Raw genomic sequence first — 14,682 nt, 5'->3', positions numbered from 1 at the left:
ATAATTAACTAAAAAGTTTAAAAAAATGAAAATAACAAATGTAACCATCGTGGGAAGTGGTGTTCTAGGTTCCCAAATTGCATTTCAGTCTGCATTTCACGGTTATTCGGTCGTAATTTATGATCTTAATACTGACGTTCTGGATAAAGCAAAACAAAGTTTGACAATCCTTGCAGAAAATTTTAAAAAAGATTTAAACGCGAGTGACGGACAGATTGAATCGGCATTCAGTAGAATTTCCTATTCCACCGATTTAAAAGAGGCCGTAAAAGATGCGGATCTAATGATTGAAGCAATTCCGGAAAATCCGACCATTAAAACAGAGTTTTATACAAATTTGGCGCCTCTTGCACCAGAGAAAACCATCTTTGCAACCAACACTTCAACCTTGTTACCAAGTACTTTTGCAGAAGTTACAGGAAGACCGGAAAAATTTTTAGCGCTCCATTTTGCAAATGAGATCTGGTTACACAACACCGCAGAAATTATGGGTCATGCTACAACTGATCCTGAAGTTTTTCAGAAGGTGGTGGATTTTGCAAAAAATATCGGGATGGTTGCTTTGCCGCTTAGCAAAGAACAACCCGGCTATGTTGTAAATTCGCTCCTGGTTCCGCTTTTAGATGCAGCCACAAAATTATTGGTCAACGGCGTTGCCGATATCGAAACAGTGGACAAAGCCTGGATGGTCGCAACTGGCGCTCCAGTCGGACCTTTTGGGATTTTGGATGTCGTCGGAATAACCACCGCATACAATATCAATCAAATTAAATTCGAGAAAACTGAAGACGAAACTGCTGGAAAAGTGGTCGATTTTCTAAAGAAAAATTTCATCGACCAGAATAAACTCGGACTTTCAACAGGCGAAGGTTTTTATAAATATCCAGATCCCGTTTATAGAAATGCAGATTTTCTAAAACCCTAGTTTAAAAATAAAACAATAATCTTTGTAAATTAAGAACGTTCCCTATTTGGAACGTTCTTTTTCGTTAAATTCGCAAAAAAGCTTGCATGGAACTTATTGATACGCTTCCGAAAAATATGAAAACCGACCCCGATATTGTAAAATTTTTAACGGAGGATTTTCAAACCAAAATTTTCAAAAAAGGAGAATTAATCAGCAGACAGGATCAATACAACAGACATGTTTATTTTGTGACTGATGGTTTGTTACGTTCCTTTTATTACGAACACGGAAAGGAAATTACAACCAGATTTTATCCAGAAGGACAATTAATGGCGAATACCGACACCCTTTTTCAGAATAATACGACGAGGTATAATTTTGCTGCGGTGGAGGAAAGTACCGTTAAATTTTGCAACTACGCAAAACTCGAAGAATTGTGCGCGGTTTCTTTAGAAAGCGCCAATTTCAGTCGGTTTGTCTTAGGGAATATTATCACTCAGTTGACCGAAAGAATTTCTTCTCTGCAATTTCTGACGGCGAAAGAAAAATATTTAAAATTAATTCATGAGAATCCGAATATCATTCTTCGTGCACCCTTGGGAATGATCGCGACTTATCTGGGGATCTCTCAGGAAACTTTGAGCAGAATTCGCAGTGAAATTTAAAACGTTAATATCTCCCTAAATAATTCTTTTTTTTTGTAAAAATTAAACGATACAAATCGTCTTTGATGTTCAGCTAAAAATTCCCCAACAGCACCACAATTTATTTATTAAAGATTCCAGAAATTTTGAGGATGAAAAAAAGAGATTATTGGATTTATTCAAAAAATGCAACAGTTAGGAAATGAAGCTTTCGGAGATAAAAAATCTTTCTCTTTTGGAAAATTGAAAGCTAAGAGTGGAGTAATATGTTTGCGCGGCTTATCCACGACATAAAAATTATTTTTAACCAAATCCGCTTCAATTCGAAGCGGATTTTTTTTAGGAGATCCAGGAGGTAACTGTTTTTACTTTCCAGCCTTTTTTTGTTCGGATGATTTTATAGGTTTCGCCGCTATAGGAACCACTTTTTCTTAATATAAAAGTATCCTTATCACTGTCACATTTAAACAGCGGTGAATATCCAAGTGAACGCAATTTTGAGCGATTGTTCTTTTCATATTCTTCAAACTCTTTATGGGTCAGAATAATAATCGTCGTTAATGTGGGCTTGATACCTTGTAACTCTTTATCATCGGTTACGAGGAGTATTGGTGAATTCATAACTTCCTCCTCATTCATCATTTCCTGTTCTTCTTTGGACAGATCGTTCTTCGTCATAATTTTAGGATCTTTCAAATCAATCTCAAAATTAGAAAGAACGAAGGTCGAAATCGAAAAGTAAAGTTTTGACAAAAATCAAAAGTAATAGAAAATCGCTCCCAAAATTTGGAAGCGATCTTTTTAATTTAACGTGAAAAAATGCAAAGATTTCTCTGCAGATTCAAGTTTAATAATTATTTCGGCATTAAAACGTGGTCAATCACATGAATCACTCCATTAGACTGATCTACGTCTGCAATTGTTACCATTGCTTCACCTCCTTTTTCATCAGTTAAATAAACTTTACCATCTTTTTCCGAAGCAGTAAGTTTTCCTCCTGCGACAGTGTTCAATGTTGCTTTACCATTACCATCTTTTATCATTTTCATCAGATCTTCTGCAGAAACTTTACCGGAAACTACATGATAAGTAAGAACACCAGTTAATGCTTTTTTATTTTCAGGTTTCAATAAATTGGCTACTGCCTCTTTTGGAAGCATGTCAAACGCTTCATTGGTCGGAGCAAAAACCGTAAAAGGTCCTGCGCCAGATAATGTTTCTACCAATCCTGCTGCTTTTACAGCTGCAACCAAAGTAGTGTGATCTTTAGAGTTCATCGCGTTTTCTACAATGTTTTTCGTTGGTAACATTTCTGCACCACCTACCATTTTTGTATTTTGTACAGTATCTGCAACAACCTCAGGATTTTCATTCATTGCAGGTTGGTCCATAGTATTGGCCTCTACGGTTTCACTTTTCTTGCAACTTGTTGTAAATAATAAAGTTGCAAATAATGCAGCTACAAATAATTTTGGAATTTTCATAATAATATTTTAATAAGGTTAATGATATGTACTTACGATAAAGATTTAAAATCAGATTTGTAATAAGAAAAAAACAAACTGTTGTATTTTTAAACGACAGTATTACAGGCATTTACGAAGGAGTTTTAATTTAGCATTTATAATTGCTGCTATCAAATTAGACTCAAAAAAAATTGATCCTACATATAGGAAACATTTCTTACTCCAAAAAGCGTCTGACTTCTATCCTCCAAACACTAATCTGCGGATAGGCAATTAATTAAATTTTAGTAAATCTTAATTTCAATCATGAAAGAGAAACAGGCATGAAGATTTTAATTAGCAAAAGAAAATTAACGAATGATTGTTGAAATATTTTTAAATTTGAATAAAATACCAAACTATGCAAGATGTTTTTAATGCCAAAGACGCTCAAAATTATATCGACCGAATTAACAAACTAATTCCGGAAACTCCTGCAAATTGGGGAAAAATGAGTGTTGACCAAATGTTGGCTCATTGCAACGTAAGCTACGAAATGGTTTACGAGCCTCTAAAACATAAAGCGCCCGGAGGAATCGCCAAATTTATTTTAAAAAGATTTGTAAAACCCAAAGTCGTGGGTGAAAAATCATTTCCTAAAAATTCCCCTACTTCCCCACAATTTATCATTAAAGATTCGAAAAATTTTGAGGATGAAAAAAAACGGTTGATCGGCTTTATTCAAAAAACGCAGCAATTAGGAGGTGAGGCTTTTGAAGATAAAGAATCCTTCTCTTTTGGAAAATTGAAAGCGCAGGAATGGAATAATATGTTTGCAAAACACCTGAATCATCATCTGGAGCAATTTGGCGTTTAGATCTTCTCTTATTTTTTAAAACACAACGATGAAAAAACTTTTATTCTTTTTTATACTTTTCAGCACATTCGCTTTCGCTCAAATGCCTAATATTTCAAGTGTTTGGATGAATAAATCCCAAGGATTTACAGGCGTTATAAGTCCGGAAAAAGTATCGCTGAAATTAAAAATCAACATTTCCGAGCAGGATAAAAAGAATGATCAGGAATATTTCGTCGCTGGATATTCTCTGGTAGAAAAAACCTTCACGAAGTTCGAAGGCAAGTTGAAAATCACAAAATATAAAGAAGGCAAAAAGCGAAGTGTCGTTTTCGGAGAATACGTTTTTGATGAAGAGAACAAAGGCGCACATTCCGGCGTATTCACTGGGAAATTCATCTACACTTTTATCTGGAACAAAAAAAGCCAGAAAATAGATCAACAGTTCATCGAGTTTATTGGGAACTGGAAAAGTTACGATGGTAAATTAGATTACCGCACCAACTGGAAAAATTAGCAGAAATTCAATTTCAAAAATTCATAATTAACTCTTTAAATTTACGAAAATGGCAACAGTAAATCCTTATCTCATGTTCGATGGAAATTGTAAAGAAGCCTTTACTTTTTATAAAACTGCCTTTGGGAAAGAGTTTTCGGAGATTTCGTGCTTTGGAGATATGCCGCCGCAAGAAGGACTTCCTCCTCTAACGGATTTGCAAAAAGAAATGATTATGCACGTCAATATCAAAATTTCTGAACAAACGATTTTGTATGGAAGCGATATCTTTCCCGGCACACCCGGATTTACACCCGGCGATAACTTTTCCGTTTCAATCAGCGCAGATTCACGGGAAGAAACGGAAGATCTGTTCACCAAATTATCAGAGGGCGGCAAGGTGAAAATGCCTTTGGCAGACACTTTTTGGGGCGCGTATTTCGGGATGTGGCGCGATAAATTCGGCATCGACTGGATGATTAATTATGACGATCCTGCGAAAGCTCAGCAAGAATAATTTTTTTAGGATCAACAGCATATTTTCTTCCTTCGAAGATTGTAACCCGCCTTCCGCTCTATCTTTTTCTTCACTTTGTTCCGCAAAAGGATGCCGCTGCAGTCGGGGCTAGAATCTAATTTGAGTTCTTTTTTCAAATTAACCTTTTCAGCCTTCCAAAGACTGAAAGGATCGGAGGTTGAAAGGGTTTCCTAAATAAGCAGTTAAAACTTACAAATTTGTATTTTCTAAAATTACCGCATATCCTTGTCCAACGCCGATACACATTGTTGCCAAGGCATATTTTTTACCGGATTTTTGCAGTTCCAAAGCCGCAGAATACGTGATTCTTGTTCCGCTCATTCCAAGCGGATGACCCAGCGAAATTGCGCCTCCATTATTATTGACTCTTAGATCGTCGTTTGCAATTCCCAGTTCCTGTAAACACGCAATACTTTGTGCGGCAAAAGCTTCGTTCAGTTCAATAATATCAATTTGATCCAACGTTAAATTCGCTCTTTTTAAAGCCAGTTTTGTCGCTTCAACCGGTCCAATTCCCATAATTCTGGGTTCTACACCCACAACAGCAGAACAGACAATTTTAGCCAACGGTTTTAGTCCGTAGTTTTTTACTGCATCATCGGAACCGATGATTACCGCAGCTGCACCGTCATTTAAACCGGAAGCGTTTCCTGCCGTGACGGTTCCGTTTTCTTTCAGAAAAGCAGGTCTCAATTTACCTAATATTTCTAAAGAGGAACTGGGTTTTATAAATTCATCCTGATTAACGACAATTGGATCGCCTTTCCTTTTTGGAATAATAACATCAGAGATCTCTTCCGCTAAACGCCCGGATTCCTGGGATTTCTTTGCTTTCATTTGAGAATTTAAAGCAAACAGATCCTGCTCTTCGCGCGAAATATTATATTGCTGCGCTAAGTTTTCTGCCGTATTTCCCATTGCATCAATTCCGTACATTTTTTCCATTTTCGAATTCACAAAACGCCATCCAAAACTGGAATCATACATTTTAGAATCTGTTCCAAAGGCTGATTCAGACTTCGATAAAACGTAGGGTGCTCTTGACATTCCTTCAACACCACCAGCAATAAAAAGATCTCCTTCTCCTGCTTTTATGGCTCTCATGGCTTGTACGATAGAACTCATTCCCGAAGCACATAATCTGTTCACGGTTTCTCCCGGAACATTCACCGGAATTCCAGCAAGTAACAGAGCCATTCTCGCAACATTTCTATTGTCTTCGCCGGCTTGATTAGCACAACCGATTATAACATCGTCGATTTTATCTAAAGGAAGATCTGGATTTTTTTCAATCAAACTTTTTAAGACCGAAGCCATTAGATCGTCCGTTCTCATCGCAGCTAAGCTGCCTTTAAAATTCCCGATAGCAGATCGGGTTCCGTCGATAATATATGCGTTTTTCATGTATAATTTTTAATGATGGTAAATTTAAGAAAATAAAAAAAGACTTCCATAATTGAAAGTCTTTTAAAATATTAGTTCTTTACAAAGTCCAATAATGGTTTTATAAAACGATCGAAAACTTCGATATGTGGCGAATGTCCCACATTTTCTAACTCTATCAATTTGGAATTTTTAATTTTTTGATGGGTTTCCTTTCCTAAATTTTGATACAATCCCATTAGAGGTTGCAATTTCTGTGGTGCATTTGCTTTCCCGATAGCTGTTCTGTCGCGGGTTCCTATTATAAGAAGCGTAGGAATATTAATCTTTTCAAAATCATCAACAACAGGTTGTGTATAAATCATATCTGATGTTAAGGCTGCATCCCACGCGGTGATGGGGAAATCTTTAGAAATCGTCCAACCAGCCACAAGATTAAGCCAAGGTTCATATTCTGGTTTCCATTTTCCATCATAATAAAATTTAAGCTGGTAGTCTTTATAAGATTGATAGGTATTTTTTAGTTCGGAAGCATATAGCTTATTAATATTTTGATAGGGAGAAAATTTACGGTAATCTTCTAATCCAATTGGATTCTCGAGGATGAGTTTTTCAATATTATCGGGATACATAACAGCCATTTTCGTGGCCAGCATTCCGCCCATCGAGTGCCCTAAAAGTATAAATGAATTGATCTTTAAATCATCCAGAATTAACTTTGTGTTTTCTGCCAACTGTTGGAAACTAAATTGATATTGTTTCGGTTTGGAAGATTTTCCGAAGCCGATTTGATCTGGCATAATCACTCTGAAACCTTCTTTCAAAAGTGCTTTTGCAGTTTGCTCAAAGTAGAACCCATTAAAGTTCTTTCCGTGTAAAAGAACAACCGTCTTACCATTTGGTTTCTCAGGTTTTGCATCCATATAAGCCATCTTCAAATCTTGACCTTGATTTTTAATGGTTTTAGTAGTAACAGGAAATGGATAATTTACGGTGGTTAATTCTGCATCAAACGGCTGCAGTTTCGTTAAATCCTGCGATTTTAAGGTGAAAGAAAATAGGATTAAAAATAGATAAATAATGTTTTTAGATTTCATAACGAATATTTTCTCAAAAATACAAAATCTATTATTTGGGGAATAATGTTACGATTAATGTTTCTTTCTGTTAGTTTTTTAGATTTTCTTCACTACATAATTTCGATGCTGCTCTCGAAATGAATATTGATGAGGTTTTTAATTACTGCAATTTTTTGTAAGTTCGTTTCCGAAAAAAAATCAGGACCGTCTTTTAGTCAAGACTTAACTTAAATTCAAGCTCTCATCTGAGAAAAACTTTTTCGAAAATGGTTACTTTTGTGCCTATTTGCTGACCTTTAAAATCCGAATGATCTACAAAACTACATATCGGCAACTTATTCATTATTCGCTTATTGCGTGTACTTTGTGCATCCAGATCATCATTTGTATATTCATCTACAACGAATATTTTAACGGAAAAAAGCTAAATGTAATCGAGAATCAGATCCAGGAAACCCATGTATTGAAAAACCTGATGGAAGACTCCCGGAAAGATCTTCTTGGCGCTCAGGATAACCTTCAAAAATATGTTTTTAATAATGATAAAAAGTTTTTAGAGGCTTATTTTCAGTCATTGAGAAATCTGAATAAAAATTTAGACAGCGTCAGCACGTACAAAAACGTAAATCCTTCTTTAAAAAGTTTTATCAATTCCCGAAAGTCTGAACTTTCGAAACTTCCCGATCTTGAAAAATCAATCAATTCTGTTTACAAGCAGTCGAAGAAACCCTCCCCGAAAAAAGTCCCTTTTCAAATAAAAGACTTCGAAGTTAAAAGCATTCCTAAAAAACCGGATACGAAGATTGAATACCGTTTAGACAGTGTGGAGAAAAAAAATCTTTTGGGCCGCCTGAAATCTGCCGTAAATAATGACGTAGATGTTCAGCGCGAATTAACCATTATTTCTACAAAATACGGGGATTCTGTAAATACGGATCAACTGAAAACTGATATGGACAGTACGGTAAATGCCGTAAATAAACATTATGGAAATGAAATAAAAAAGTACGAAACCAGTATCATCAGTTCGCAGAATAAGAATGATAATCTTTATAAGATCTACGATCAACTCATTGTGTACAGCAATAACTGGATGGGAATTTATAATATTGCGGTCAGCGATTTCAGTAAAAATCTTGAAAAAGAATTGTACGAACAAAATTCAATTAATAACAAAATCCGAAGATATTCCGTCATTGGTTTAATGATCTTGATGTTTTTTGTGTTAATCGTGATTGCGTACTATAACAGACAGTCTTATTTAGATGAGAAAAAACTTAAACTGGCGTACGAAGAAATTAATAAAAACCTTAATTTCAAAAATAAAATTCTGGGAATGTTGAGTCATGAAATTCGTTCTCCGTTGAAGATCATTAATATTTTTATCGACAGGATCAGCAGAAAAACCAGCGATGAAAACATTGCCGATTACCTTAAAACGATTAAATTCACGAACAATTCCTTATTAATTCAAGCGAATCAAATCCTGGAATACACCAAGAATCAGGAAAAACAAATTGAATTGAGACCGATCGAATTTAATCTCCGAAATGAAATTGAATCGATTTTGCGCGCATTCGAACCTTATATCGAATCGAAAAATAACGTCTTCGAAGCAACGAATAATATCGATCCGAAAACAGTTGTTTTTGCAGAAAACATTAAAATCCATCAGGTTTTCACCAACATTCTGGGGAACGCAAATAAGTTTACAGAAGACGGCAAAATCGAAGTGAACATCAATACCAATCAGGTAAACGAAAAAGTCTTGAAACTAAATGTTACGATTTCTGATACAGGCGCGGGAATTTCAAAATCAGATATCAAAAAGATTTTTGAGCCCTATTTTCAGGGCGTTGTTTCTACGGAAATTGATAATTTGGGTGCAGGTTTGGGTTTGAATTTGTGCAAGGAGATCATCGATCTTTTTCACGGAACTATTTCTGCGCAAAGCACTTTAGGACAAGGAACAACCGTATCTTTCGACATTAATCTGAATATTGTAAAATGAATACATCCATAAAATTTTTATTGGGAGATGATCACAATATTGTTCGGCAAGGTCTTCAATTCATTATCGGCGATGTTGTCGAAAATACAGAAATTATTCATGCCGCCAGTTTGGAGCAGATCTTAAATCAGATTAAGTCGACCATCTTTGATATTGCTGTTCTAGATGCACAGTTTCCGGATGGGAATTCGCTTTCTATTATTGCTGAAATCAAAAGGCTTCAACCCAAAATTAAAATTTTGATCTTCACCAGTTTTGAGGAAGAGAATTATTCTTTGAAATTCATAAATGAAGGTGCAGACGGTTATTTGAACAAGTTAAGTGAAGAAGCAGAAATTCAAAATGCCATTCTGGAAATGATCGAAAAAGGAAAGTCTTTTCCGCCTTTCACTCAAAAAATGTTACAGTTATCCGACGAGCATATTGCGCTCCTGAATCCCTTAAATCAACTCACAGAAAGAGAGCTGGAAATTTCGATTTTGTACGCGAAGGGATTTGGAAACCTCGAGATCGCAAACACTTTATCGCTCCGACAAAATACGGTAAGTACCTTCAAAAAAAGGATATTCGGTAAGCTGAAAGTCGATACTATGGTCGATCTGATCGATTTGATCAGACTCCACAACAATATCTAGATCGTGCTTCGTCGATAAATATCTACAAACTTCTCGACAAACATCGACACCAATTTCCCTGAAAAAAAATCCGTTTGCGTTTCCTTTGTGCCTGACATTAGTTAATAACAATAACGATCAGGAAAATGAAGAAAACTCAGGTACAAAAGAAAGGATTTTTTAGCAGTAGAATATTGCGCGCCCTTTCAAAAATAAAAGCGTTGAGCAAGAAGGAATTCGGTGTTTTAATTGCGGTTCAACTTCTTATGTTGGGAGCGATTTATGCGGTAAATAATTTTAGTCCTTATTTTGAAGAACTTCATTTTGTTAGAATGCAGACTATTTCAGGCCGGATCTTAACTTTCTCATTGCTCACGATCCTCGTATTTCAAGTATCATTTCTAATTTATATCGCTTATTTATTCTTTAAATATAAAGCAGTACAATCTGTTAGTGATGATGAATTACCAAGCTGTACCGTAATTGTTCCGGCTTATAACGAGGGAAAATTAGTTTATGAAACACTGCTAAGTATCGCGGCGAGTGATTTCCCGATTCATAAAATGGAAGTGATCGCAGTAGATGATGGTAGCAGCGATGATACGTGGTATTGGATCAACAAAGCAAATGAAGATTTGGGAAAAACGGTCACCGTTTATAAGCAACCCGTAAACAGAGGAAAAAGACATGCTTTACATCTTGGATTTACCACAGGAAAAGGCGACGTATTTATTTCTATCGACAGCGACTCTGTAGTAGAAAAAAATACCATCAGAAATCTGGTGAGTCCTTTTGCAGTGAATAAAAATTGTGGAGCTGTTGCCGGAAATGTGAAGGTTTTAAACAAGAATCAAGGCATGATCCCAAGGATGCTGAATGTGAGTTTTGTTTTTAGTTTCGAATTTATGCGTGCTGCACAGAGTTCTCTGGGATTTGTACTTTGTACCCCAGGTGCTTTATCCGCTTACCGAAGAGATGCTGTTTTGCATTGTCTGGATGTGTGGATCAATCAAAAGTTTTTTGGGCGCGCTGCAACCATCGGTGAAGACCGTGCGATGACCAATCTTATTTTAAAACAGGGTTTCGATGTACAGTTTCAACGGAATGCAAATGTTTTAACCAACACTCCAACTTCGTTCAAGACCTTACATAAAATGTTTACAAGATGGGGTAGAAGCAATGTTCGGGAAACGTTAATGATGAACCGATTTATTTTTAATGATTTTAGAGAAAAAAATAAAGCAGGCGCAAGATTTATTTTTATTAATCAGTGGGTAAACCTGATCGTAGCCTTCCCTTTGGTAATTTTGATGTTCTATTTCTTGATGACGCATCCTCTTTTATATCTGAGTTCAGCGCTTACCGGAACATTTATTTTCGCAAGTATTCAGATGTTGTTTTTTAGCAAAAAATATAATTTTATCGATGCGCTTTGGGCGTATCCGTACAGTGTGTTTTATTTATTTGGACTTTTCTGGATCTTCCCTTTTTCTATCGCTACCGTTAAAAATGGAGGTTGGTTAACAAGATAAGTTTCAAATTATTATTTCGGAAAAAGTTAGTGATAGTATCAAGCTCCCTTTAATTTCAAAGTTAAAGGGAGCTTTTTTTGAATATTTTAACAACGCTGCTGATAAAGATGATTCCCGCAGCGATCAAGGCTGCTAAATAAACTTCGGGACTGGCTTGTTTGTTTGATACTGCGATAGCAATTAAAGCCCAAACTGCAACCAGTGCAAAGATGGGAGCGTTCTTTTTCCAGGTCATGAACAAGTGAATCAGAGAAGCGATGATGATTAAAATGATCGTCCAGGTTATTTCTGAAATTCCCCAGCCGTTCCAGTTTATTTTTTTTAACCAGGCCGCCGCCGCAGCGATCAACGCAACACTTACCCAACCCGTGTAAATCTGAAAGGGAAAGTTGATGAACCATTTTTGTGCAGCACCATCGTTATATTTTAAAGCCTGAAGCAGTATTATTGAAAGCGAGATCAAAGAAATTAATAAAACGACCACCGATATTCCTGTGTAACCATATAACCAGGTGACGATCCAGGCGCAGTTTGCAAGGCAGGAAACCACAAACCACCATCCGATTTTTTCTACGAAACCGTCTGCTTCATTTTTGGAGGAACTAAATAAACTTCGGCCCGTGTAAAAAACGAAACCAATTAAAAGTAAATAAATAAAACCCCAGATCGAAAAAGCATAACCTGCCGGCGTAAATAAATTATGATATTGGTCTGAAACATTGCCGATCGTTTTACCATTAAAAATGCCGGTATTGCTCAAATAATTAAAGACGATCGTAAAGATCAGGAAGAAGCCATTAGCAATTTGTAGTGTTTTTTTCATTTTGAATTTTTAAACCATCGTAAATTTAAGAAAAAAAGACTTTGGTCTTTAAAAATCCGTTCACCGAGTTTAAAACGTTCGAAAACCTGCGTCTGAAAATGGAGTTTCTCGTGATTAATCTAAGGATTCCCACCATTTACTGTACACCTTCTGATCGTCTTCCCAATTTATTTTTTCACCGATTTTTGGAGTGATTATGCGTAAATTTTCCTTTTCATTTAAGGCAGAGATTTGTTGCAAAGGTTCTTTCCAGTCATGCAGGGCAAGGGCGAATTTGGAATTGTGAACAGGAATAATTCTTTTGGTTTTTAAATTTTTTGATGCCTGGATAAATTCTTCCGGCATCATATGAATGTAGCGCCAATCTTGGTTGTATTGACCATTTTCGAGAATTGCAAGATCGAAACCGCCAAATTTATTTCCGATCTTTTCGAAATGATCGTCGAAACCGGAATCGCCGCCGATATAAATCTTTTTAAGTGGAGTTTCGAAAACAAAGCTGGCCCAAATCGCTTGATTTCGTTTTAATCCACGTCCGGAAAAATGTCGCGCTGTTTCTGCGTGAACTTTAAAGCCGTTTCCTAAATCAAAACTTTCGCCCCAATCCAGCTCGATGATCTTTTTCGGATCATAATTCCAGTATTCTAAATGTTCGCCCGTTCCTAATCCGGTAATTACTTGCTTTACTTTTGGATCGAGTTTTTTCACGGTTTCAAAATCCAGATGATCCCAATGGTCATGGGTAATTATTAAATAATCTAAGTCTGGAATATCATCTGCGGAATAAAGATCGGTTCCGGCGAATGCTTTGGTAGTGAAAGAAACTGGCGACGCATTCCCACTGAAAACCGGATCAACGAGGATCTTTTTACCATCAATTTGAATGAAGTAAGACGAGTGACCCATCCAGACGTAAACATTTTCCTGAGGGTCTAAATTTTTTAGATCGGTTTTGGTGAAATTGAATTTCTGTTTAGGAATTAAATTCTTATTCTGGCCAAAAATAAAACGATAAATCACCCCAGGTATTGAGGCGTCCTCTGCGAGTTGTGGCGTAAAATTAATGTTGTCGAATTTTCCATCTTTATAGTAGGGTGATTTCTGAATTCTTTCTAAACGCTTTCCAGAAGGTGCTTTTCCAAATGTGGGCTGCTGAAGAAAAATTGAAAGAGCTGCTGCGAATATTGCGATAATAACGATTAAGACGATGATAATTCTCATTCCGACTTTTTTATTCTTGTGATGATATTTATGGTAGAACGATCAGCAGAAGGTTTTACTTTAAATAAATATAAAATTTAATGCAGGGAAGATCATTTTTTTCCTTTGGAGAAGAAATACACTCTATTCCAGCCCCGATTGAACGGCATGTTTGAGCTCTCCTGCTGCAAAAAAAATGTTTTTTTACAGCAGGAAGCGAGTAGTGAAAGCGGGAATAAACGTGGAGAGAGAAGTAAAATCCAGTTGCTCCTGATTAATGTTTTTCTACGGGCAATTGATTTCGTTGCTGTACTTTTTTGAAGGTATACGCACTCATTAAAATACTGAATTCATAAAGTAAAAGAAGTGGTAAAGCAGCCATGATCATGCTTAAAACATCTGCGGGAGTAATAATCGCCGCAACAACCATAATTAATACCACCGCATGGCGACGGTATTTTCTCATGAAAGCGGGTGTTAAGATTCCGATGGTGGTCAGAAAATAAACGATCACAGGGAAAAGGAAAACGACGCCCATTCCCAAAACAACCTGCATAAACAAAGTGGTATAGTCACTCAGATCAAAAAGTTGGGTGATGGAATCTGATATTTTGAAAAGCAATCCAAAGTTAATAGCAAAAGGTAAAATGAGGAAATAGCCGCATAAAATTCCCATGAGAAAAAGCATCCACACAAAGTTGATAACGAATACGGAATTTTTTCTTTCTTTTGGGTGAAGTGCCGGCGAAATAAAGCGCCATAATTCCCAAACGATATAAGGAAAAGCCATCACCATTCCGCCAAAAACGGAAACCGCCATCATAACATTAAACTGCTGGAAAAGTTTTTTCTGCTGCACGGCAAAATGTCCGGGTAAGGTGATACTGTCGTGTCCGATCAATTCGCGGGAATAATGATTAACCACCCGAAAAGTGAAAAAATCGTTTCTCGTGGGACCGAAAAAGATATTATCCATGATCCAGTTCACGTTAAATCCGACAACAATTCCGCATATAATGATCGCGATAACAGCGCGGGTTAAGTGACCTCGTAATTCCCCTATGTGTCCCCAAATAGACATTTCTTGTTTATCGCTCACGAAATTTATGTTTAAAGTTTAAGTTTTAAAACCTTTTTATTGATAGTTTTAAAGA

The 14,682-nt window shown here is 36.4% G+C and carries 15 protein-coding genes; 8 read left to right on the top strand and 7 right to left on the bottom strand.

Translation table 11 applies throughout. The features are described from left to right. The first annotated feature begins 25 nt into the window (after positions 1-25). Together ACZ9HT_RS05800 and ACZ9HT_RS05795 are read left to right on the top strand one after the other, a co-directional pair. Positions 26-925, top strand: coding sequence for a 3-hydroxyacyl-CoA dehydrogenase (locus tag ACZ9HT_RS05800; protein ID WP_476039515.1), 900 nt, complete (start codon positions 26-28; stop codon positions 923-925). A gap of 86 nt (positions 926-1,011) precedes the next feature. After that, positions 1,012-1,572 carry a Crp/Fnr family transcriptional regulator gene (locus tag ACZ9HT_RS05795; RefSeq protein ID WP_476039514.1) on the top strand — a complete coding sequence of 187 codons (561 nt, stop codon included), beginning with the start codon at positions 1,012-1,014 and terminating at the stop codon, positions 1,570-1,572. Between the two features lie 318 nt (positions 1,573-1,890). On the opposite strand, the gene ACZ9HT_RS05790 is transcribed toward ACZ9HT_RS05795, so the two are convergent. Together ACZ9HT_RS05790 and ACZ9HT_RS05785 are read right to left on the bottom strand one after the other, a co-directional pair. Continuing rightward, a complete protein-coding gene (locus ACZ9HT_RS05790; protein ID WP_476039513.1) occupies positions 1,891-2,229 on the bottom strand; it encodes a hypothetical protein in 339 nt (112 codons plus the stop codon). Between the two features lie 176 nt (positions 2,230-2,405). Then, positions 2,406-2,942, bottom strand: coding sequence for a fasciclin domain-containing protein (locus ACZ9HT_RS05785; protein ID WP_476039869.1), 537 nt, complete (start codon positions 2,940-2,942; stop codon positions 2,406-2,408). 475 nt (positions 2,943-3,417) lie between these two features. On the opposite strand from ACZ9HT_RS05785, the gene ACZ9HT_RS05780 reads away from it, so the two are divergent. From ACZ9HT_RS05780 to ACZ9HT_RS05770, 3 genes are read left to right on the top strand one after another with little or no spacing between them, the layout of a single operon-like run. Continuing rightward, a complete protein-coding gene (locus ACZ9HT_RS05780) occupies positions 3,418-3,873 on the top strand; it encodes a DUF1569 domain-containing protein (RefSeq protein WP_476039512.1) in 456 nt (151 codons plus the stop codon). Positions 3,874-3,901: 28 nt separating this feature from the next. Beyond that, entirely contained in the window at positions 3,902-4,369 is a 468-nt protein-coding gene (locus ACZ9HT_RS05775; RefSeq protein WP_476039511.1) for a hypothetical protein, read from the top strand. Positions 4,370-4,418: 49 nt separating this feature from the next. Beyond that, positions 4,419-4,865, top strand: coding sequence for a VOC family protein (locus ACZ9HT_RS05770; protein WP_476039510.1), 447 nt, complete (start codon positions 4,419-4,421; stop codon positions 4,863-4,865). A 210-nt stretch (positions 4,866-5,075) separates the two neighbouring features. On the opposite strand, the gene ACZ9HT_RS05765 is transcribed toward ACZ9HT_RS05770, so the two are convergent. Together ACZ9HT_RS05765 and ACZ9HT_RS05760 are read right to left on the bottom strand one after the other, a co-directional pair. Continuing rightward, a complete protein-coding gene (locus ACZ9HT_RS05765) occupies positions 5,076-6,290 on the bottom strand; it encodes an acetyl-CoA C-acyltransferase (RefSeq protein ID WP_476039509.1) in 1,215 nt (404 codons plus the stop codon). 71 nt (positions 6,291-6,361) lie between these two features. After that, a complete protein-coding gene (locus tag ACZ9HT_RS05760; protein WP_476039508.1) occupies positions 6,362-7,366 on the bottom strand; it encodes an alpha/beta fold hydrolase in 1,005 nt (334 codons plus the stop codon). Between the two features lie 289 nt (positions 7,367-7,655). Here ACZ9HT_RS05760 and ACZ9HT_RS05755 point away from each other — a divergent pair, with 289 nt between their 5' ends. The 3 genes from ACZ9HT_RS05755 (at position 7,656) to ACZ9HT_RS05745 (ending at position 11,505) form a co-directional block, all read left to right on the top strand. After that, positions 7,656-9,359, top strand: coding sequence for a sensor histidine kinase (locus ACZ9HT_RS05755; protein ID WP_476039507.1), 1,704 nt, complete (start codon positions 7,656-7,658; stop codon positions 9,357-9,359). Then, the gene (locus ACZ9HT_RS05750; protein ID WP_476039506.1) at positions 9,356-9,994 is read left to right on the top strand and encodes a response regulator; all 639 of its coding nucleotides are present in this window, start codon (positions 9,356-9,358) and stop codon (positions 9,992-9,994) included. Before ACZ9HT_RS05755 ends, ACZ9HT_RS05750 begins: the two co-directional genes overlap by 4 nt. Positions 9,995-10,119: 125 nt before the next feature. Further along, positions 10,120-11,505: a glycosyltransferase family 2 protein gene (locus ACZ9HT_RS05745; RefSeq protein ID WP_476039505.1), complete on the top strand. Its 1,386-nt coding sequence runs from the start codon at positions 10,120-10,122 to the stop codon at positions 11,503-11,505. A gap of 61 nt (positions 11,506-11,566) precedes the next feature. Here ACZ9HT_RS05745 and ACZ9HT_RS05740 read toward each other — a convergent pair whose 3' ends face one another. The 3 genes from ACZ9HT_RS05740 to tatC all read right to left on the bottom strand — a co-directional run bounded on the left by ACZ9HT_RS05740 (position 11,567) and on the right by tatC (position 14,627). Then, positions 11,567-12,328 carry a tryptophan-rich sensory protein gene (locus ACZ9HT_RS05740; protein WP_476039504.1) on the bottom strand — a complete coding sequence of 254 codons (762 nt, stop codon included), beginning with the start codon at positions 12,326-12,328 and terminating at the stop codon, positions 11,567-11,569. Between the two features lie 114 nt (positions 12,329-12,442). Next, complete coding sequence (locus ACZ9HT_RS05735) at positions 12,443-13,549, bottom strand: MBL fold metallo-hydrolase (RefSeq protein ID WP_476039503.1); 1,107 nt, start codon at positions 13,547-13,549, stop codon at positions 12,443-12,445. A 253-nt stretch (positions 13,550-13,802) separates the two neighbouring features. Then, a complete protein-coding gene (gene tatC, locus ACZ9HT_RS05730) occupies positions 13,803-14,627 on the bottom strand; it encodes a twin-arginine translocase subunit TatC (RefSeq protein ID WP_476039502.1) in 825 nt (274 codons plus the stop codon). Positions 14,628-14,682 lie beyond the last annotated feature (55 nt).

Source organism: Chryseobacterium sp. UYP7 (assembly GCF_056279225.1).
This window is presented reverse-complemented; position numbering and strand designations above follow the sequence as displayed.

Excerpts from the sequence above, each read along its gene's own strand:
- ACZ9HT_RS05800 (WP_476039515.1), top strand. The coding sequence starts at position 26 with ATGAAAATAACAAATGTAACCATCGTGGGAAGTGGTGTTCTAGGTTCC.
- ACZ9HT_RS05795 (WP_476039514.1), top strand. The coding sequence starts at position 1,012 with ATGGAACTTATTGATACGCTTCCGAAAAATATGAAAACCGACCCCGAT.
- ACZ9HT_RS05790 (WP_476039513.1), bottom strand. The coding sequence starts at position 2,229 with ATGACGAAGAACGATCTGTCCAAAGAAGAACAGGAAATGATGAATGAG.
- ACZ9HT_RS05785 (WP_476039869.1), bottom strand. The coding sequence starts at position 2,942 with ATGGACCAACCTGCAATGAATGAAAATCCTGAGGTTGTTGCAGATACT.
- ACZ9HT_RS05780 (WP_476039512.1), top strand. The coding sequence starts at position 3,418 with ATGCAAGATGTTTTTAATGCCAAAGACGCTCAAAATTATATCGACCGA.
- ACZ9HT_RS05775 (WP_476039511.1), top strand. The coding sequence starts at position 3,902 with ATGAAAAAACTTTTATTCTTTTTTATACTTTTCAGCACATTCGCTTTC.
- ACZ9HT_RS05770 (WP_476039510.1), top strand. The coding sequence starts at position 4,419 with ATGGCAACAGTAAATCCTTATCTCATGTTCGATGGAAATTGTAAAGAA.
- ACZ9HT_RS05765 (WP_476039509.1), bottom strand. The coding sequence starts at position 6,290 with ATGAAAAACGCATATATTATCGACGGAACCCGATCTGCTATCGGGAAT.
- ACZ9HT_RS05760 (WP_476039508.1), bottom strand. The coding sequence starts at position 7,366 with ATGAAATCTAAAAACATTATTTATCTATTTTTAATCCTATTTTCTTTC.
- ACZ9HT_RS05755 (WP_476039507.1), top strand. The coding sequence starts at position 7,656 with ATGATCTACAAAACTACATATCGGCAACTTATTCATTATTCGCTTATT.
- ACZ9HT_RS05750 (WP_476039506.1), top strand. The coding sequence starts at position 9,356 with ATGAATACATCCATAAAATTTTTATTGGGAGATGATCACAATATTGTT.
- ACZ9HT_RS05745 (WP_476039505.1), top strand. The coding sequence starts at position 10,120 with ATGAAGAAAACTCAGGTACAAAAGAAAGGATTTTTTAGCAGTAGAATA.
- ACZ9HT_RS05740 (WP_476039504.1), bottom strand. The coding sequence starts at position 12,328 with ATGAAAAAAACACTACAAATTGCTAATGGCTTCTTCCTGATCTTTACG.
- ACZ9HT_RS05735 (WP_476039503.1), bottom strand. The coding sequence starts at position 13,549 with ATGAGAATTATCATCGTCTTAATCGTTATTATCGCAATATTCGCAGCA.